This window comes from Flavobacterium sp. KKT103, assembly GCF_055640565.1.
Window position 1 is genome coordinate 2,235,462 of record NZ_CM145766.1, and the last position, 18,446, is coordinate 2,253,907.

The window sequence follows — 18,446 nt, forward strand, 5'->3', positions numbered from 1 at the left end:
CATTTTAAAATTGAAAAACAATACAATATATAAAACCGGACTAGTGCTTTTTACTTGTTTTTTAACAAGTGTAAGCTCGTATAGTCAAGGCACTAATTTTAAAGTGGCACTTGATGCTGGGCATGGTGCACACGATTTTGGAGCATCTTACAATGGTCATATTGAAAAAAATATTGCTTTGGCTGTGGTATTAAAAGTGGGTAAAATTTTAGAAGCTAATTCGAAAATTGATGTCATATACACGCGTAAAACCGACGTTTTTATTGATTTAGTCGAAAGAGCAAACATCGCCAATCGAGCTAATGCTTCCATATTTGTTAGTATTCATTGCAATGCCAATAAAAACACGGCCGCTGATGGGACAGAAACCTACGTGATGGGTATGACAAAAATAGCATCTAATCTTGAGGCTGCTAAAAAGGAAAACTCCGTAATTACTTTAGAAAAAGATTATAAAACCAAGTACGAAGGTTTTGATCCCAATGCACCTGAAACTATGATAGGCCTGACTTTGATGCAGGAAGAGTATTTGGAAAACAGTATTGCTTTAGCAAGTAAGGTAGAAGATAAATTTGAAGCACTTGGTAAAAAAATTAGAGGAGGAGGAGTAAAGCAAGCTCCTTATATGGTACTTCACAAAGCGTATATGCCAAGGGTTTTAATCGAAATGGGTTTTATTTCTAACTATACCGAAGGAAATATACTCGACTCAGAAGAAGGTCAGAATGAGATTGCGAAAGCAATTTCAGATGCTATTTTGAGCTATAAAAACGAATATTATGGAAGCGAATAAGGTTAAATTAGAAATGCGCTTTTAACAGATAAAGTATTTTTAATTACTCTCGTGAAATAGTTTAGAGCCAAGACCACTGCTTTAGATAAAGTTAAAAACTCCGACTTAGCCTTAAAGTATAAAAAGTAAACCACTAAAATTTTGGTTTGATAGTAAAGCTGCAGGAAATTAGTAGTTAAGGATGCTGTTTATGTGATGATGAAACTTCTGATTATGAGGGCGCTAAAATCACACCAAATGAAGTATGATAAATCGGGTTGGGTAGTACCTATCAGGCACCAATTAATGATGGCTATAAAATCAGTATTTAAGAAGCAATTAAATAGGCTTAGTTCTGATTTTTTATTATTAAATTTGCAATAAATAAAAATATATTTTGAAATTATCAAGAGAAATTAAAACGGCAATTCTAGTAATTGCATCCCTTTTATTATTTATTTGGGGTTACAGTTTTTTGAAAGGAAGAGAACTTTTTAGTACCTACACGACTTTCTACGCTGAATATGATTCTGTGGAAGGATTACCTAATTCTGCGCCAGTGACTTTGAATGGTCTAGTGATTGGTAAAGTGACTGTTATTAAGATCAATCCTAGTACCGGTAAATTAATGGTGGAAATGCAGGTTAAAACTGATTTTCCTATTTCAAGGTCAAGTAAGGCGACCATTTATGAGCCAAGTTTTATTGGAGGAAAGCAAATTGCCATTGAGCCCAATTTTCAGGACAAAGAATTAGCAATGGATGGGCAATTATTGGTAACTAATGTTCGTGTTGGTTTAGTTGAGTCATTAGGGAATCAATTGAGTCCTATTCAAGCGAAGTTGGATAAGATATTGACAAATGCCGATGTGCTACTGACGGGAATCAACAATGTTTTGGATAAAAAAACGCAAGAGGATTTAAAAGTTAGTTTGTCTGAATTAAGTCAAACTATGGTTCAATTTCGTAAAGCATCCTCTACTGTTAATGTGATGCTGGATGAGAACAAAACACAAATTAAAGGTGTTGTCACTAATTTTAATAAAGTTTCAGGAGATTTTGCACAAATATCGGATTCTATCAAAAAAGCTAATTTAGGTAAAACCGTTCGGGATATTAATGCTACAATAGCAAAAGTAAACGCGATAATGAAAGGCCTAGAATCAGGTAAAGGAAGTATGGGTAAATTACTTAATGATGATGCATTATATTCCAATCTTGAAAAATCGTCAAGGGAATTGGAGTTACTTCTTCAAGATGTGCGCCTATATCCAACGCGATACGTAAATATTTCTTTATTCGGCAAGAAAAACAAACCTTATACTGGTCCACCTTCAGATACAATTAAAAAACAATAAAACTAGCATTTATGAGCTACTTAGATAATGTATTATTTGCCATTGTATTAGCAATTGGTTTTGGTTATTTTTTTATAAATATCAAGAAAATAGTTAGAAATATCAATCTTGGAATTGATGTAGATAGAAAGGATAACCCTAGCGAAAGATGGAAAAACATGGCCATGATTGCTTTGGGGCAGTCTAAAATGGTGAAACGCCCAGTAGCGGGAATTATGCACATCATCGTTTATTTAGGATTTATAATTATCAATATTGAATTACTTGAAATCATTATTGATGGATTGTTTGGTACGCATAGAGTTTTTGCTTTTTTAGGCACAACCTATAACGTTTTGATTGCATCTTTTGAAATATTAGCAGTTTTGGTACTTTTTGCTGTAGCTGTATTTTGGATCAGAAGAAATGTAATTAGACTAAAACGTTTTATACATTCTGATTTAAAAGGGTTTCCTAAGAATGACGCGAACTATATCCTTTATTTTGAAGTTGTATTGATGACTTTATTTTTGCTAATGAATGCTACTGATTTACATTTGCAAAATGTACCAGGAGGATTTTCACATTTTATCCAAGCAGGATCTTTTCCAATAAGTCAATTCATTGAGCCGATCTTTAACGGAATGTCGAATGAATTTGTAATGTTATTGACCGAGGTTTTTTGGTGGATGCATATCGTTGGGATTTTAATCTTTATGAATTACTTGTATTTTTCAAAACACCTACACATTTTATTGGCTTTCCCGAATACCTATTTTGCTGATTTGAACCCATTAGGGGAGTTTGATAATTTAGAAGCGGTGACTAAGGAAGTAAAGATGATGATGGATCCTAATGCAGACCCATTTGCGGCAGCGCCTCCAGCAGCAGAGGGAGAAGTGCCAGCTAAGTTTGGTGCTAGTGATGTGCAAGATTTGAATTGGGTACAATTACTTAATGCATATACGTGTACGGAATGCGGTAGATGTACTTCGTCATGTCCTGCTAATCAAACCGGGAAAAAATTGTCTCCACGTAAGATTATGATGGATACTAGAGATCGTTTAGAAGAAGTGGGTAGAAATATAGATGCTAATAAAGGTATTTTTATTCCAGATAATAAAACCTTATTAAACGATTATATAACTACCGAAGAATTATGGGCATGTACCTCATGTAACGCTTGCGTTGAAGAATGTCCCGTAAATATTAGTCCGTTATCAATCATTATGGATATGCGTCGCTACCTAGTAATGGAGCAAAGTGCAGCGCCAATGCCCTTAAATGCTATGATGTCTAACATTGAAAATAATGGTGCACCATGGCAATACAACCAACAAGATAGATTGAACTGGAAAGACGAAAACTAATATTTTAGTAGTTAAAGTTCAAAAGAAATAAGCTGAAAAGCGATAACCGAATAAAAAATTAAACAATGTCAGAAAATTTAATTGTGCCTACTATGGCAGAGATGTTAGCTCAAGGAAAACAACCTGAGGTATTATTTTGGGTAGGTTGTGCAGGTAGTTTTGACGATAGAGCAAAAAAAATAACTAAAGCATTTGTACGTATTCTAAACCGTGCTAATGTTCCTTTTGCAGTACTTGGTACTGAGGAAAGTTGTACTGGAGATCCAGCTAAAAGAGCCGGGAATGAGTTTTTGTTTCAAATGCAAGCCATGATGAATATTGAGGTGCTAAATGCATATGAAGCTAAAAAAATCGTTACGGCTTGCCCACATTGCTTCAATACTTTAAAGAATGAATATCCGGAGTTAGGTGGTCAATACGAAGTGGTACATCACACGGAATTTTTAAAATCATTATTAGATGATGGTAGACTAACAATCGAAGGTGGACAGTTTAAAGGAAAGAAAATAACATTTCACGATCCGTGTTATTTAGGTAGAGCCAATAAAATTTATGAAGCACCACGTGAGTTAATTGAAAAATTAGACGTGGAACTTGTAGAAATGAAGCGTTCTAAGGCAAATGGCTTATGTTGTGGAGCAGGTGGAGCTCAAATGTTTAAAGATGCTGAACCAGGAAACAAAGAGGTAAATGTATTGAGAACTGAGGATGCACTTGAAGTACAGCCTGATATTATTGCAGCGGGTTGCCCTTTTTGCAATACGATGATGACAGACGGAATCAAAAATAAAGAGAAAGAAGGCGAAGTTCAAGTGATGGATATCGCAGAGTTAATTGCTAATGCACAAGATTTGTAATTTAGTTTCCAAAAAATTGGTATGCGAAAATTTCATTCCCATAGCAGTTGAAAAAGCTTTCAATTAAAAAACAAAATTAAAACATGTACGTACCATTTGAAGATTTACCAGAAGATTCTAGAATTTGGATTTATCAATCCAATAGAAAATTTTCTGATGCGGAGTTTGCTGAAGTAGAGACAGCCTTGCGTTCTTTTCTTGATGGATGGGCTGCACACGGTACTAGTTTAGAATCATCTTATCAATTAAAATACAATCGTTTTATTATTTTAGCAGTGAACCAAGATGTTCAAGCTGCAACGGGATGTTCAATTGATGCTTCAGTTGAATTTATTCAAAGTTTAGAAAAGAAATATACTGTAGATTTGTTAGATAAAATGAATGTAACCTTTAAGTTAGGGGAACACATTGCTCACAAACCACTACTTGATTTTAAAAAAATGGTGAAGGATAAAGCAGTTACTGAAAATACTATCGTTTTTAACAACCTTATAAATAATATAGAAGAATACAAAGAGTCGTGGGAAGTACCCGCAATTGACAGCTGGCACAGTCGCTTTTTTTAAATGACTCTAAGGTACTTAAGTTTATATAAAACATCTGGATATATTTCAGATGTTTTTTTTTGCTCTATGTTAACTCTGTCTTGATTTTCTAGTTAATAATATTGCTGCTGTGAAAGTATGTCGTTAGTAAAAGCAACAAAGTTGATTCAAGTAAATGCAAAGTTTAACATTTTAAAAGGTTTTTCTTTGCCGATTTAAAATGAAGTCCGCTTGATTTTTATTAAATTCGTTCCATTAAATTACATACATGAGAATTGCAATAGTTTGTTATCCAACATTTGGAGGAAGTGGTGTCGTAGCTACTGAATTAGGTTTAGAATTAGCGCGCCAAGGGCACGAGGTACACTTTATAACTTACAGTCAGCCAGTACGTCTGGCTTTGCTAAATGCTAATGTTCATTACCACGAGGTTAATGTGCCTGAATATCCTTTATTTCATTACCAACCCTACGAATTAGCCTTGTCAAGTAAGCTCGTTGATACGGTTAAGTTATACAAAATTGAAATTTTACATGTTCATTATGCTATACCTCATGCTTATGCGGGCTATATGGCTAAGCAAATGTTAAAAAGCGAAGGAATAAAAATTCCGATGGTAACAACATTGCATGGAACGGACATTACTTTGGTTGGAAACCACCCTTTTTATAAACCGGCCGTTAGTTTTAGTATCAATAAATCAGATATTGTCACCTCGGTTTCGCAAAGCTTAAAGGATGATACCTACAATTTATTTAATATTAAGAAGGACATTCATGTTATTCCTAATTTTATCGAATTAGATAAAAACAGATTAGATCCTTCTATTCCTTGCCATCGATCAGTAATGGCTAAAAAGGACGAACGCATCATAACACATATCAGTAACTTCCGAAAAGTGAAAAGAATTCCGGATATTATCAAGATATTCCATAAAATTCAGCAAACAATTCCAGCCAAGTTAATGATGGTTGGGGATGGTCCTGAAAAAGAAAAGGCAGAAATGTTATGTCAGGAGTTAGGTATACTAGACAAGGTAATCTTTTTTGGTAACAGTAATGAGATTGATAAAATATTGAGTTATACTGATTTATTTCTGCTTCCGTCTGAAACCGAAAGTTTTGGTTTAGCAGCTCTTGAAGCAATGGCTTGGGGTGTACCAGTAATTTCAAGTAATTCCGGTGGTTTACCGGAAGTTAATTTTGAAGGTATTTCAGGATATTTATCTGATGTTGGAAATATAGACGAAATGGCTACTAATGCTATTCAAATTTTAGAAAAAGACGAGGTACTTAGCCAGTTTAAAGAGCGCGCATTGACGGTCGCTAAAAAGTTTGATATTAAAAATATTTTACCTCTTTATGTTGATTTGTATAAAAAAGCCATCAAGAAGCACGGATAAGTTGCTGTTTTTACTACCTATGATTTAAATTGTAGCATAAAAGTATACTAATGAAAAAATATTTTGTCATTCCTTTCCTTTTAGTTCTTTTTTCATGCGGTGTTGCTACTATCCCCGTGGCTGAAAGCAACAAACTATATGAAATACTTACGCAAAAATCAGATGGTGGGGGGAATATTCGTTTTTTTGAAATCTTATCGGAGCCCAGAGAAATTAAAATGCTCCAGAATGATCCTAGTTTAGCCAAGAAAATTAGTTTGCAGGATGTTCAAAAGTCCAATTTTGTGATCCTTAATATGGGAGAAAAAGCTACAGCTGGATATTCAATAGGAGTTGAGTCTGTTGAAGAAACTGAAAAGAATATTATTATCACCGTAAAAGAGAATGTGCCTGCGACTGGAGCCATGGTAGCTCAAGTAATCACCTATCCTTTTTGCGTTGTGAAAGTAAATTCTAAGAAAGAAATTATTATAGAATAAAAAATGCCACTATTTCTAGTGGCATTTTTATAAGATTGATTCTGATTAGAATTGGAATTTAACTCCCAATGCAATATCTGAACCGTAGTTGTTTTTGTAGTATCCGTTACCTCCAAATTCAGGTCTGAAATCTAAAGAGATTAACAATGGAATATCAAAGTTGTATTCGATACCAATATCTCCTGCGGCAAAAGCAAAGTTGTCATTGTAACGTGTGTTACCGGCTGTGTAGTTATAACTCCCTAATCCACCACCAACTCCAGCGTACCAGTTAAAGCCACCATCTATGTTCCAAACCCATTGGTACAAAGCTGCTAATTTAATCGCATTGTCATCGTAACCGTTGTTGTTGAAGTTTTTTCTGTTTCTCCAACCTAAGTCAAGTTCAAGACGGTTGTTGTCTCCTAAACCTCTTTGGTAAGTGATCTCTGAGCCAAATCCACCACTGTCTCCTAAACGTAGTCCTAGTGCATTTTTAGATATAGTTTGAGCTTGTGAGCTAAATGCTAAACCTAGTAGCATAACAGCTGATAAAATAATCTTTTTCATAATTTGATTTTTGTTTTAGCAAAGATACAGTCAAAGTAATGCTTAACGATTATGAGATTATTTTGAAATGTTATACAATTTCCATGTTTGGTGTTTTTTATAATATCTGACTGCAAATTATGTTTTTAATATCATGTTGGTAAGGAGGTGTTTGCCTATTTGATCCTCCATTTCAAATAGGTTTTCATCATCATTGAAATTTGATTCTTCGTACTTATATAGTTTCCATCTTTTTTTATTGTATTCAAGAGCAGTAAGATTTTCTACCCAATCTCCGGAGTTTAGATAGGTTGTGCTACCTTCCTTGTTTTCTCTCTTAATGATTTTTGGTTCATGAATATGACCGCATATGACGAAATCATATTTATTTTCAATAGCAAGGTCAGTAGCTGTCTGCTCAAAATCTGAAATGTGTTTTACTGCTTTTTTAACACTCGCCTTTATCTTTTTCGAAAAGGAGTAAGGTTCTTTTCCAATTTTTTTGAGACACCAATTTACAAATCGATTGCATAAGATAAGGTAGTCATATCCTTTTCCTCCTAGTTTGGCGATCCATTTAGCATGATTAACGCTAGCATCAAATACATCACCATGAAAAATCCAAGCCTTCTTGTCATCTATTTCCAATACGAGTTTATCAATTATTGAGAAGTTCCCCATGAAAGTATCTGAAAATTTTCGCAGCATCTCATCGTGATTGCCAGTTATATAATGTACGGTGGTACCTTTGGAGGCCATACTAATAATTTTCTGAATCACTTTTAAGTGGCTTTTTGGGAAATATGATTTTCTAAATTGCCAAATATCAATAATATCGCCATTCAGTACTAAAACTTTAGGTTTTATAGAAGAAAGATAATTATGAAGCTCTTCTGCATGACTACCATAGGTTCCTAAATGCACATCGGATAGCACTACTAGTTCTACTTTTCTTTTTTTCAATTTGATTTAATTTGAAGTTTTACAAATTAAAACCACTATTGTTAACTGAAATACTTTTAAAAGTTAAGAAAAAGTATAAAAAGACTCTTTTTTATCCTAATTTGCTATTGGTTTTTCAAACTTCTAAACCATAAGTTTTTTAACTTTCAACTAAAATAGTACATTTGTTCAAAACAGAAAATAATGGCGGGAAATAGCTACGGAACATTATATAAAATAACCACTTTTGGTGAATCTCATGGCGAAGCATTAGGCGGAATAATAGATGGTTGCCCTTCGGGAATAGTACTTGATTTAGAAGCCATAGAATTGGAAATGTCTAGAAGGAAACCAGGACAATCAGCGATAGTTACGCAACGTAAAGAACCGGATGCAGTCCAGTTTTTATCAGGAATCTTCGAAGGTAAAACCACGGGAACCCCAATTGGCTTCATCATTCCGAATACCAATCAAAAGTCAGATGATTATTCACACATCAAAGATAATTACAGACCCAGTCACGCTGATTATGTTTATGATCAAAAGTATGGGTTTAGAGATTATCGCGGTGGTGGTCGTAGCTCAGCTCGTGAAACTGCTAGCCGTGTAGTAGCGGGAGCTATAGCGAAGCAAATGCTGCCTGAAATAAAAATTCATGCCTTTGTCTCTGCTGTTGGAGATTTGGCTTTAGATAAGTCCTACCATGAGCTTGATTTTAGTTTAATCGAAAGTAATCCTGTACGTTGTCCTGATCTTGAAATGGCAGCTAAGATGGAAGATTATATTCGCGAAATTAGAAAACAAGGAGATACAGTAGGAGGTATGGTAACATGCGTTATTCAAAATGTACCTGTAGGACTAGGGGAACCTGTTTTTGATAAACTACATGCTGAATTAGGAAAAGCCATGCTATCCATAAATGCGGTAAAAGGATTTGAATACGGCAGTGGTTTTGAGGGGTGTAAAATGAAAGGAAGTCAACATAATGATCTTTACAATTCAGATGGATCTACTCGAACTAATTTGTCAGGAGGTATTCAGGGAGGTATAAGCAATGGTATGGACATTTATTTTAATGTAGCATTCAAGCCAGTGGCCACTATCATGCAAAAGCAAGAGTCTTTAGATAATCAAGGAAATATTACTGAGATGACAGGCAAAGGTCGTCATGACCCTTGTGTTGTTCCAAGAGCAGTGCCTATCGTAGAAGCGATGGCAGCTATAGTCTTAGCTGATTTTTATTTGATCAATAAAACATATTAAAATACAACCTAAGGGTAAAGTCATATTCTTATAAAATATTGGCAAAACAGTAATTTTGGAGTATTTCCACCTAATTAATTAAAAGTAAATGAATTCTACAGAAACAAAAAAACCGTCAATTTTATCCAATTTGACAACGCAAATCCTAATTGCGATGATACTAGGAGCTGGACTTGGTATTGTACTTCACAATACAATATCAGAAGAAGCTGCATTGGAGTTTAGCTCAAAAATTAAAATTTTAGCAACTGTTTTTATCCGTTTAGTTCAAATGATTATTTCTCCCTTAGTTTTCACAACTTTGGTAGTAGGAATCGCTAAACTTGGAAATGTAAGTGCAGTTGGTCGTATTGGAGGAAAAGCTTTGGGATGGTTCTTTACTGCGTCATTGATCTCACTATTAATCGGATTATTTTATGTTAATATTTTAGAGCCTGGAGTAGGTTTAAATTTATCAAATGTTGATGCTAATTCGGTTGCAGAAGTGACTGATAAAACGCAAAACATTAACTTCAATAATTTCATAGAGCATATTGTTCCCAAAAGTATCTTTGAAGCCATGTCTACTAATGAGATTCTACAAATTGTAGTATTCTCTATCTTTTTTGGATTGGCAGCTGCTTCAATTGGAGATCACGTTAAACCAGTAATTAACGCATTAGATAAATCATCGCATATTATCCTAAAAATGGTAAATTATGTAATGAATTTTGCACCAATTGGAGTTTTTGGAGCAATTGCAGGTGTATTTGCTGTTAGGGATTTCCAAGAATTAGCAATTACCTACTTTAAATTCTTTGGTTCTTTTTTAGTCGGAATTTCAACATTATGGGTGTTTTTAATTGCAGTTGGATACTTATTCTTAAAAAGCAGAATGACTGTTTTATTGAAACGTATCGTTAGTCCTTTAATTATTGCTTTTGGTACCACAAGTAGTGAGGCAGTTTTTCCAAAATTAACGGAGGAGTTAGAGCGCTTTGGGGTAAAAGATAAAATCGTTTCGTTCATGTTACCGCTAGGATATTCTTTTAACTTGGATGGAAGTATGATGTACATGACTTTTGCTAGTATTTTTATTGCTCAAGCCTATGGTATCGAATTAGATTTGGGAACACAATTAACGATGTTACTTGTTTTAATGCTAACTAGTAAAGGAATTGCAGGTGTTCCAAGAGCAAGTTTAGTGGTTGTTGCTGCTACTTGTGGTATGTTTGATATTCCAATCGAAGGTATTGCATTAATATTACCAATTGACCACTTTTGTGATATGTTTAGAAGCGCAACTAATGTTTTAGGGAATGCACTAGCTACATCTGTAGTAGGACAATGGGAAGGTGATAGTGATCTAGAAATTGGAACTGCTGAATAATTAAGCCTTTTAAAATACATAGAAACCTCTTTTAATTTTTTAAAAGAGGTTTTTTTTTGACTTTTTAAAATAGGAGGAAGTGGAGTTTTTTAGTTATGTACTAGGTTCACAAAGTTAATTCCATTTTGTAAATAGTTGGAAAACACAAATAAAATTACCGTCGAAACGGAAGCGTAGATTCTAAATTCATGCTTTTATTTTTTAGCTATATTTTAAATTTATGCCTACTTTTGGATCAATATTATTCCAACTAAAATATTTAATTATGAAGAAAACCATTGTAATAGCATGCTCTATCCTAGCTTTAGCTAGTTGTAAAAAGGAAGAAAAACAGTCAGAAATGAAGTCGGATCTAGCTTATGCTAGCTTTGGTGATAGCATTTCTGTAGATAAAGCGCTTTCTGAACAAGAAATTCTAGCTACTTATGCGAAGTTGTCACAAGGTGATACTGTAGCTGTTAAGTTTAAGTCAAAAATTAAAGCAGTTTGTAAAGAAAAGGGATGCTGGATGAACTTAGATTTACCAGAAGAGAAGGAAGTATTTGTAAAATTTAAAGATTATGCTTTTTTCGTTCCTACAGATTCTAAAAACGAAGATGTAATCATTAGTGGTAAAGCATACATAAGTGTTGAATCTGTTGCCGATTTAAAACATTATGCTAAGGATGGTGGTAAATCACAAGCTGCAATTGATAGTATAACTGCACCAAAAACAAAGTATTCGCTAATGGCTGATGGCGTTTTAATTGGAAAATAAATCAGGAGTCTTTACATCTTGAAATCTCAGAAGAAGTACATAAAAAAAGCGCTCTTTTTCAAGAGCGCTTTCTAATACTATAAAAAGAAAATTACTTTTTCTCAATCCACAATCGTGCATTAACAAATGCTTCATGCCATGTTGAAACCTTGTAGAGTATGTTTAAAGAGAAGTTAACCTAATTCAAGACGCTCTATAGAAATAACGATTATAAATTGATATTTAAAGGTAAATGTGCTTGAGTTTGACCCGTTACTAGATAAACAATAAACCACATTATAATGATAATTTCAATGATAGTTAACGAATAAAACATGAGAATCCTCCATATAAAACCCATGATAGAATACTTTTTTTTTGTAGCATTAAAGTAAGTCCAAGCTGGAAATAAAAAGATCAAGAATAGGCAAATAGATTTAAGAATCTGTGCAAAGTCTTTTATTCCTTGAAATATGAATAAGAGTGAAAACAAGTTTACGAAGAGGCATAAAACTAGAATTCCTAATAAATTTATTCCTCCAATTATAAAATGTTCAGCTATATTGAGTTTCAATCTTCTGAAAATAAGAATTGCATTTATAGCAATTAACGGAACGAACCCTAGTAAAACTACTTTTACATTAGCCGATAAAAAATTCATGAATTTTAAACCATTGCCTATATTTTCCTTTACTGCTGAGTGGTTAATTTCATGATAATAATGCACCGTAAGAATATTTAATCCGATCAGCATTAAAATGAGATAAAAAACATTATAGTATTTGACTCTTTTACCATTAATGTAATCCAATGCTGCTTGTCCAGGTCTTGTGAAAGTTTCCTTTATTGTTAAGAGAATACCTTTTTCCAAATGCCATACACCGTGTATAATGTCGTGAAACAAAAAGTGTTTTAAAGTAATAGGGTGTGTATCATTTTTTTGTCCGCAATTTTCACAATAATTCCCAGATACCTTTTGTTCACAGTTTAAACATTGCTTGTTATTCATACGGTAATTTGTTAAGTGTTCTATTCAGTCGGTAAAAGACAGAGTCTACTGTTTTCAATTGATAAAGCTTTCAATTATACTATTTGAAAGCTCTATCAAAGTTGAAATTTAGTAAACTTTATTTATTTTCAATCCATTTTCTAGCATTAACAAAGGCTTCGTGCCATGGTGAAACTTCGTCATTTCGATCTTTTGGATAATTTGCCCAGTTCCATTGGAAAGTTGAACGCTCAATGTGTGGCATCATTACCAAGTGGCGACCTGTGGTGTCGCAAAGCATGGCCGTATTGTAGTCAGATCCGTTTGGATTGGCTGGGTAGCTGTCGTAACCATACGTTCCAACAATGTTGTAGTTATCTTTGGCTTCAGGCAAGTTGAATTTACCTTCTCCGTGCGATACCCAAACTCCCAATGTGCTACCTGCTAAAGTCGATAACATTACCGATTTGTTCTCATTTACGGTAACAGAGGTAAAGATGCTTTCGTGTTTATGACTGTCATTGTGCAACATTTTTCCGTGTACTTCGTGCTCAGGATTGATTAATTCCAATTCCATAAACAGTTGACAACCATTACAAATACCCACAGATAAAGTATCTTCTCTTTTAAAGAAGTTTTTTAAAGCAGTGTTTGCTTTTTCATTGTATTTAAAAGCGCCTGCCCAACCTTTAGCAGAACCTAATACATCTGAATTAGAGAAACCTCCAACAGCTCCAATAAACTGAATATCTTCTAACGTCTCACGACCTGAAATCAAGTCGGTCATGTGCACATCTTTCACATCAAAACCAGCTAGATACATCGCATTAGCCATCTCACGCTCAGAATTACTTCCTTTTTCACGGATAATTGCAGCTTTTGGTCTTGCAATTCCAGTAGGTATAACTGGTTTTTTTCCAGTAAAATGAGCCGGAAAAGTATAAGTTAGCGGTTGGTTTTTGTAATTGTCAAAACGAGCTTGCGCTGTACCGTTTTTAGATTGTTTTTGATCTAATAAAAAGGAAGTTTTGAACCAAGTGTCTCTGTATGTTGGGATGTTTAAAGTCCAAGTTCCAAGATTCAAAGTGTTGTTTGCTGTTGCAACGCCAATTTTAAAGAATTCAATGTTGTTCTGATTCAATTTGTTTTCTAATATAGCATCATCTTTAGCTTGTAAAACAAGTCCAATGTTTTCAGAAAACATAATTTTGACACTATCTTTTTCTTCAAAAACAGATAAATCTATTGTTGCTCCTAAATTAGTGTCAGCAAAACACATTTCTAAAAGGGTAGTGATTAAACCACCGCTTCCTATATCATGTCCTGCAAGAATGTTGTCTTCTAAAATTAATTCTTGAATAGTATTAAAAGCATTCTTGAAGAAAACAGCATCTGTAATAGTTGGTGCCTCTTGACCTATTTTATTTAGAGTTTGCGCAAAAGAGGATCCTCCTAATTTAAACTGATCTTGTGATAAATTAATGTAATAAATCGATCCACCGTCTCTTTGAAGAACGGGTTCAACCACTTTTTGGATATCGATACAGTTTCCACCTGCTGAAATAATAACGGTACCTGGAGCAATGACTTCCTCATTAGGATATTTTTGTTTCATTGAAAGAGAGTCTTTTCCTGTTGGAATATTGACTCCTAATTCAATTGCAAAGTCGGAACAACTTTCTACTGCCGCATACAAGCGAGCATCTTCACCTTCATTTTTACAAGCCCACATCCAGTTCGCTGACAAAGAGATTCCGTCTAATCCACCTTTAATTGGCGCCCAAACTATATTTGATAATGCCTCAGCAATTGCGGTTCTGCTTCCTGCAATGGGATCGATTAAAGCGGCAATTGGCGAGTGGCCTATAGAAGTTGCCACTCCTTCTTTACCATTGTAATCTAAGGCCATAACTCCACAATTGTTTAATGGCAATTGTAAAGGTCCAGCTGTTTGTTGCTTGGCTACTTTTCCTCCTACGCATCGGTCCACTTTATTTGTTAACCAATCTTTAGAAGCTACAGCTTCAAGTTGTAAAACATTTTGCAGGTAGGTGTAAAAGTTGCTTTTATCATACTCTAATTCACTATACTTTCTTTCGATAGTGGTGTCGTGCATGACTACTTTTGGAGAACTCCCAAAGAAATCTTCTAAGGCAAAATCCATAGGCTTTGCTCCAGTAGTTTTGGATTCAAAAGTAAAACGATGGTCACCTGTAACATCACCTACTTGGTACATAGGAGAACGTTCTCTGTCCGCTATGCGTTGTAAGGTATCAATATCTTTTTGGGCAATTACTAATCCCATTCTCTCTTGTGACTCGTTACCAATGATTTCCTTAGCTGAAAGTGTAGGATCACCAACAGGTAATTTATCCAAATCAATCAATCCTCCAGTATCTTCCACTAGTTCTGACAAGCAGTTTAAATGACCTCCAGCTCCATGATCGTGAATAGATACGATAGGGTTGGAGTCACTTTCTACTAATCCGCGAATTGCATTGGCAGCGCGTTTTTGCATTTCTGGGTTCGAACGTTGTATTGCGTTTAACTCAATACCTGAACTAAAAGCACCGGTATCTGCAGATGATACTGCAGCTCCGCCCATTCCTATTCTATAATTTTCACCACCAAGGATAACAATTTTGTCGCCCGTTTGTGGTGTTTGCTTAATAGCTTGATCTAATTTTCCGTAACCAATTCCACCTGCTTGCATGATTACTTTGTCGAAACCTAATTTTCTGGCCGGTGCTGAGCTTGTTGAAATATCTTCTTTTTGTTCAAAAGTTAATATAGATCCGGTAATTAGGGGTTGTCCAAATTTATTTCCAAAGTCAGAAGCTCCGTTAGAAGCTTTTATTAAAATATCCATGGGGGTTTGGTACAACCATTTTCTTTCTTCCATTCCTTTTTCCCAAGTACGGTTGCTTGCAGTCGAGTCAGAGGCATCTTCTAATCGAGAGTAGGAGGTCATGTAAACGGCTGTTCCTGCAAGAGGTAATGAACCTTGTCCACCAGCTAAACGGTCTCTAATTTCTCCTCCCGAACCGGTAGCAGCACCATTAAAAGGTTCTACTGTGGTCGGGAAATTGTGAGTTTCTGCTTTTAAGGAAATAACCGAATCAAATTCTTTTAACTCATAAAAATCAGGTTTGTCAGCAGTTTTTGGAGCAAATTGTTCTACACGTGGTCCTTTTACAAAAGCGACATTATCTTTGTAGGCCGATACAATATCATTTGGATTCTCTTGCGATGTTTTTTTGATCATTTTAAACAAAGAAGATTCTTTTTCTTCTCCATCAATGATAAATTTACCGTTGAAAATTTTGTGACGACAATGCTCAGAGTTGGCTTGCGAAAAACCAAATATTTCTGAATCGGTCAATTTTCTACCAATTTTTAAGGCTAAATTATCTAAGTATTCAACTTCGTCGGGACTCAACGATAGACCTTCTTTTGCATTATAAGCTGCAATGTCATCTATATTTAAAATTGCTTCTGGTGCGATCTGGATCGTAAAAATTTCTTGGTTTAATCCTTCGTACTTTTGCGAAAGCATGGGATCAAAATCACTAAAATCAGCAGTAACAGTTTGGAATTCTTCGATTCTAATAATGCCTGATATACCCATATTTTGTGTAATCTCTACCGCATTAGTGCTCCAAGGAGTGACCATTGTGGCACGAGGTCCAACAAAAAAATCCGTCAATACGGATTTTTCTAGTTTATGAGAGTCGGCAAAAAGCCAGTTTAATTTTGAAATATCTTCAGCCGATAGCTCGCCTGCGCTCGATATGTTTTGCATTTGTACGGCAAAAACAGTTTTGCTTTGGTTTTCAAAGAAATGGATCATTGTTGTGTAGTTTGTTGTATTGATGCGCAAATTTAGTCATTTATCATTTAAATTTCTAATAAAAAAAGCGGCATAATTGCCGCTTTTTAAATTGTTCTATTTTTTCATCAACTAGTTGATAATGATTTTTTTAATCGATGTTTCTGTGGCGTCTGTGATTTTAACGAGATAGATTCCTTGGTTAAGGTTTGAATTTATTTCGCTGCTACCGATGATTGCTTTTTGCTCAAAAACTTTTTGCCCAAGAAGGTTGTATATTTCAACAGAGAATTCATTATTAGAACTCAAGATTGTGAACACACCATGCGATGGGTTAGGATAAATTGCAATTAATTTTTCATCTGAAGCTATGACTGTTTTACCCTCTTTAGCAGCTGGTTTACTTCCTAGATTACTGCAAGTATCAGCTGAATAAGAATCCCAATCGGCACTAAGATTAAAAGTGGTTTTTGGTCCAGTTACTGTTGCTTTTCGTCTCAAGGTTACATCAGCGGCAAAATTAGCGGTGCCACCATTAAAAGTTCCGATAATATCAATAAGGACTCCATTTTTAAATAAACCAACGGCATCGTTACCATTAAAAGTCATTTCAGTAGCAGCAGTTGAAATATTTGCTGAGTTCGTAGAATAACATGTTGAAGCAATTGCACTGTTTACAATCGTGAATTTTTTACCTGTTGCCAAAGTTCCGCTCAAGGCGATTCCTGTACTCCAAGCACCCGCTCCATTGGTTTGCTTTTTAACACTGTAGATCGATAAATTTATAGACGAACCCGTCGCATTTGAAATTTCAAGTGCTTTGTTATTCCCGCTGCCCTCAATGTATTCTGAAAACAATAGGTCAGTCGTGGTCCCAGCTGGTGACGATGTCGTGACATTTAAGGTAGAACTAGAGGCCGATATATTTCCTGCAGCATCTTTTGCCTTCACTGAAAAAGTGTAAGCAGTTGCAGCTGCTAAACCGGTAATAGTTGTTGATGTACTTGTAATAGTAGTTTTCAAAGTACTACCTTGATATAAGTTGTATCCCGTTACACCCACATTATCAGTAGACCCTGTCCAAGATAGGTTAGTTGTCGTTTGCGTTGTTCCCGAAGCAATTAAATTAGTTGGGGTGCTTGGTGCTTGCGTATCTGCTGTTGGGTTCCAAACTCTTTGTACATATTCAGGATGGTCGATGTACGGGTTTCTATTGTTTTGAGCTGCGTAAATAGCATTGTTTCTTGCAATTTCTCTAGGGCTTACTGGATCTAATGCATTCCATGCTAGTAACATATTCAAGAAAGCAGTAGTAAAGACTTGCGTTGAAGTCCCGTTAAACATAGGATAAGCATATCCAGCAATAGTAGTTTCATATCTAGTAGCGAAATAAAAATACATCCTAGCTACATCACCTTTAAATTCATCAATTGGTTCAAAAACAGTCCCGGTATATCCTGAAACAGCGCTCGAGCCTAACTTGCTCCCGTTCAAAGAAGTCCAGGTTGCCGTTCCAACAGTCCCGTGCGGATAATTAGATCGTTGCCCATTTACTTTCCCATCTGTTGGGGTAATAAAGTGTGCATCTGAAACCATGGGTGCGGCAGAACTAAATGAAGATTGTGGTATAATATGTTCTCTGTTGTAGCAGTCTCCTTCCTTAGCATAAGTACCACATCGTTGGGTACTCGTAGTGCTGTAATTGTAGGGATCAACTCCATTTGGTTTTTCAGAATACATATCTAAAACCGATCCGTCATTTTCATAGAAATTATCTACGTCAGAGGTTTGGTACGTAGTGTATAATCCATTATAACCATTATCAGTATGACCTTTAATGATATTGTAAAGCTGTGTTTTTAAAGTATAGGAACTGCCTGTCGCCGTGGTGTAGTACCCGGTTGGAATTTGCGCAATGGCTGCTGTAAAAAACAATAAAAAAAAGAAAGAGTAAATGTGTTTCATAAATGGTAGTAGTTTGTTGGTTTTGGTTAAAATACTTACTATTCAAAAAGACGGAATTTTTTGAA

General features: G+C 35.1%; 15 protein-coding genes. 10 read left to right on the forward strand and 5 right to left on the reverse strand.

The features are described 5' to 3' along the window. Nucleotides 1–10: 10 nt before the first annotated feature. From ACZ2G0_RS09640 to ACZ2G0_RS09670, 7 genes are all read left to right on the forward strand, one after another. Nucleotides 11–793: an N-acetylmuramoyl-L-alanine amidase family protein gene (locus ACZ2G0_RS09640; RefSeq protein ID WP_470307446.1), complete on the forward strand. Its 783-nt coding sequence runs from the start codon at nucleotides 11–13 to the stop codon at nucleotides 791–793. A gap of 376 nt (nucleotides 794–1,169) precedes the next feature. Beyond that, nucleotides 1,170–2,129 carry an MlaD family protein gene (locus ACZ2G0_RS09645; RefSeq protein ID WP_470307447.1) on the forward strand — a complete coding sequence of 320 codons (960 nt, stop codon included), beginning with the start codon at nucleotides 1,170–1,172 and terminating at the stop codon, nucleotides 2,127–2,129. An 11-nt stretch (nucleotides 2,130–2,140) separates the two neighbouring features. After that, on the forward strand, nucleotides 2,141–3,478 hold the full coding sequence (locus tag ACZ2G0_RS09650) for a 4Fe-4S dicluster domain-containing protein (protein WP_470307448.1): 1,338 nt from the start codon (nucleotides 2,141–2,143) through the stop codon (nucleotides 3,476–3,478). 65 nt (nucleotides 3,479–3,543) lie between these two features. After that, nucleotides 3,544–4,335, forward strand: coding sequence for a (Fe-S)-binding protein (locus tag ACZ2G0_RS09655; protein WP_300284350.1), 792 nt, complete (start codon nucleotides 3,544–3,546; stop codon nucleotides 4,333–4,335). An 83-nt stretch (nucleotides 4,336–4,418) separates the two neighbouring features. Next, nucleotides 4,419–4,901 carry an ABC transporter ATPase gene (locus ACZ2G0_RS09660; RefSeq protein ID WP_470307449.1) on the forward strand — a complete coding sequence of 161 codons (483 nt, stop codon included), beginning with the start codon at nucleotides 4,419–4,421 and terminating at the stop codon, nucleotides 4,899–4,901. Between the two features lie 247 nt (nucleotides 4,902–5,148). Further along, entirely contained in the window at nucleotides 5,149–6,282 is a 1,134-nt protein-coding gene (bshA, locus tag ACZ2G0_RS09665; RefSeq protein ID WP_470307450.1) for an N-acetyl-alpha-D-glucosaminyl L-malate synthase BshA, read from the forward strand. A 50-nt stretch (nucleotides 6,283–6,332) separates the two neighbouring features. Continuing rightward, nucleotides 6,333–6,761: a protease complex subunit PrcB family protein gene (locus ACZ2G0_RS09670; RefSeq protein WP_470307451.1), complete on the forward strand. Its 429-nt coding sequence runs from the start codon at nucleotides 6,333–6,335 to the stop codon at nucleotides 6,759–6,761. A gap of 45 nt (nucleotides 6,762–6,806) precedes the next feature. Here the strand turns inward: ACZ2G0_RS09670 and ACZ2G0_RS09675 are convergent, their stop codons facing one another. Both ACZ2G0_RS09675 and ACZ2G0_RS09680 read right to left on the reverse strand, forming a co-directional pair. Next, nucleotides 6,807–7,310, reverse strand: a complete 504-nt coding sequence (locus ACZ2G0_RS09675) for a hypothetical protein (RefSeq protein ID WP_470307452.1) — start codon at nucleotides 7,308–7,310, stop codon at nucleotides 6,807–6,809. Nucleotides 7,311–7,427: 117 nt separating this feature from the next. Then, a complete protein-coding gene (locus ACZ2G0_RS09680; protein ID WP_470307453.1) occupies nucleotides 7,428–8,252 on the reverse strand; it encodes a UDP-2,3-diacylglucosamine diphosphatase in 825 nt (274 codons plus the stop codon). A gap of 183 nt (nucleotides 8,253–8,435) precedes the next feature. Here ACZ2G0_RS09680 and aroC point away from each other — a divergent pair, with 183 nt between their 5' ends. The 3 genes from aroC to ACZ2G0_RS09695 all read left to right on the forward strand — a co-directional run bounded on the left by aroC (nucleotide 8,436) and on the right by ACZ2G0_RS09695 (nucleotide 11,620). After that, nucleotides 8,436–9,494, forward strand: a complete 1,059-nt coding sequence (aroC, locus tag ACZ2G0_RS09685) for a chorismate synthase (protein WP_470307454.1) — start codon at nucleotides 8,436–8,438, stop codon at nucleotides 9,492–9,494. Between the two features lie 88 nt (nucleotides 9,495–9,582). Beyond that, nucleotides 9,583–10,863 carry a dicarboxylate/amino acid:cation symporter gene (locus ACZ2G0_RS09690; RefSeq protein WP_470307455.1) on the forward strand — a complete coding sequence of 427 codons (1,281 nt, stop codon included), beginning with the start codon at nucleotides 9,583–9,585 and terminating at the stop codon, nucleotides 10,861–10,863. A 265-nt stretch (nucleotides 10,864–11,128) separates the two neighbouring features. Further along, nucleotides 11,129–11,620 (forward strand): DUF4920 domain-containing protein, encoded by a 492-nt coding sequence (locus tag ACZ2G0_RS09695; protein WP_470307456.1) that lies wholly within the window; start codon nucleotides 11,129–11,131, stop codon nucleotides 11,618–11,620. A gap of 208 nt (nucleotides 11,621–11,828) precedes the next feature. Here ACZ2G0_RS09695 and ACZ2G0_RS09700 read toward each other — a convergent pair whose 3' ends face one another. The 3 genes from ACZ2G0_RS09700 to ACZ2G0_RS09710 form a co-directional block, all read right to left on the reverse strand. Then, nucleotides 11,829–12,608: a DUF3667 domain-containing protein gene (locus ACZ2G0_RS09700; protein ID WP_470307457.1), complete on the reverse strand. Its 780-nt coding sequence runs from the start codon at nucleotides 12,606–12,608 to the stop codon at nucleotides 11,829–11,831. 118 nt (nucleotides 12,609–12,726) lie between these two features. After that, the gene (gene purL, locus ACZ2G0_RS09705; protein WP_470307458.1) at nucleotides 12,727–16,437 is read right to left on the reverse strand and encodes a phosphoribosylformylglycinamidine synthase; all 3,711 of its coding nucleotides are present in this window, start codon (nucleotides 16,435–16,437) and stop codon (nucleotides 12,727–12,729) included. A 111-nt stretch (nucleotides 16,438–16,548) separates the two neighbouring features. After that, nucleotides 16,549–18,381, reverse strand: a complete 1,833-nt coding sequence (locus ACZ2G0_RS09710; protein WP_470307459.1) for an endonuclease — start codon at nucleotides 18,379–18,381, stop codon at nucleotides 16,549–16,551. Nucleotides 18,382–18,446 lie beyond the last annotated feature (65 nt).

What these genes read in the sequence shown, in the direction of transcription:
- purL (WP_470307458.1), bottom strand. Translation starts at nt 16,437, where the DNA reads ATGATCCATTTCTTTGAAAACCAAAGCAAAACTGTTTTTGCCGTACAA.
- ACZ2G0_RS09670 (WP_470307451.1), top strand. Translation starts at nt 6,333, where the DNA reads ATGAAAAAATATTTTGTCATTCCTTTCCTTTTAGTTCTTTTTTCATGC.
- ACZ2G0_RS09675 (WP_470307452.1), bottom strand. Translation starts at nt 7,310, where the DNA reads ATGAAAAAGATTATTTTATCAGCTGTTATGCTACTAGGTTTAGCATTT.
- ACZ2G0_RS09690 (WP_470307455.1), top strand. Translation starts at nt 9,583, where the DNA reads ATGAATTCTACAGAAACAAAAAAACCGTCAATTTTATCCAATTTGACA.
- ACZ2G0_RS09695 (WP_470307456.1), top strand. Translation starts at nt 11,129, where the DNA reads ATGAAGAAAACCATTGTAATAGCATGCTCTATCCTAGCTTTAGCTAGT.
- ACZ2G0_RS09650 (WP_470307448.1), top strand. Translation starts at nt 2,141, where the DNA reads ATGAGCTACTTAGATAATGTATTATTTGCCATTGTATTAGCAATTGGT.
- ACZ2G0_RS09710 (WP_470307459.1), bottom strand. Translation starts at nt 18,381, where the DNA reads ATGAAACACATTTACTCTTTCTTTTTTTTATTGTTTTTTACAGCAGCC.
- aroC (WP_470307454.1), top strand. Translation starts at nt 8,436, where the DNA reads ATGGCGGGAAATAGCTACGGAACATTATATAAAATAACCACTTTTGGT.
- ACZ2G0_RS09655 (WP_300284350.1), top strand. Translation starts at nt 3,544, where the DNA reads ATGTCAGAAAATTTAATTGTGCCTACTATGGCAGAGATGTTAGCTCAA.
- ACZ2G0_RS09660 (WP_470307449.1), top strand. Translation starts at nt 4,419, where the DNA reads ATGTACGTACCATTTGAAGATTTACCAGAAGATTCTAGAATTTGGATT.
- ACZ2G0_RS09700 (WP_470307457.1), bottom strand. Translation starts at nt 12,608, where the DNA reads ATGAATAACAAGCAATGTTTAAACTGTGAACAAAAGGTATCTGGGAAT.
- bshA (WP_470307450.1), top strand. Translation starts at nt 5,149, where the DNA reads ATGAGAATTGCAATAGTTTGTTATCCAACATTTGGAGGAAGTGGTGTC.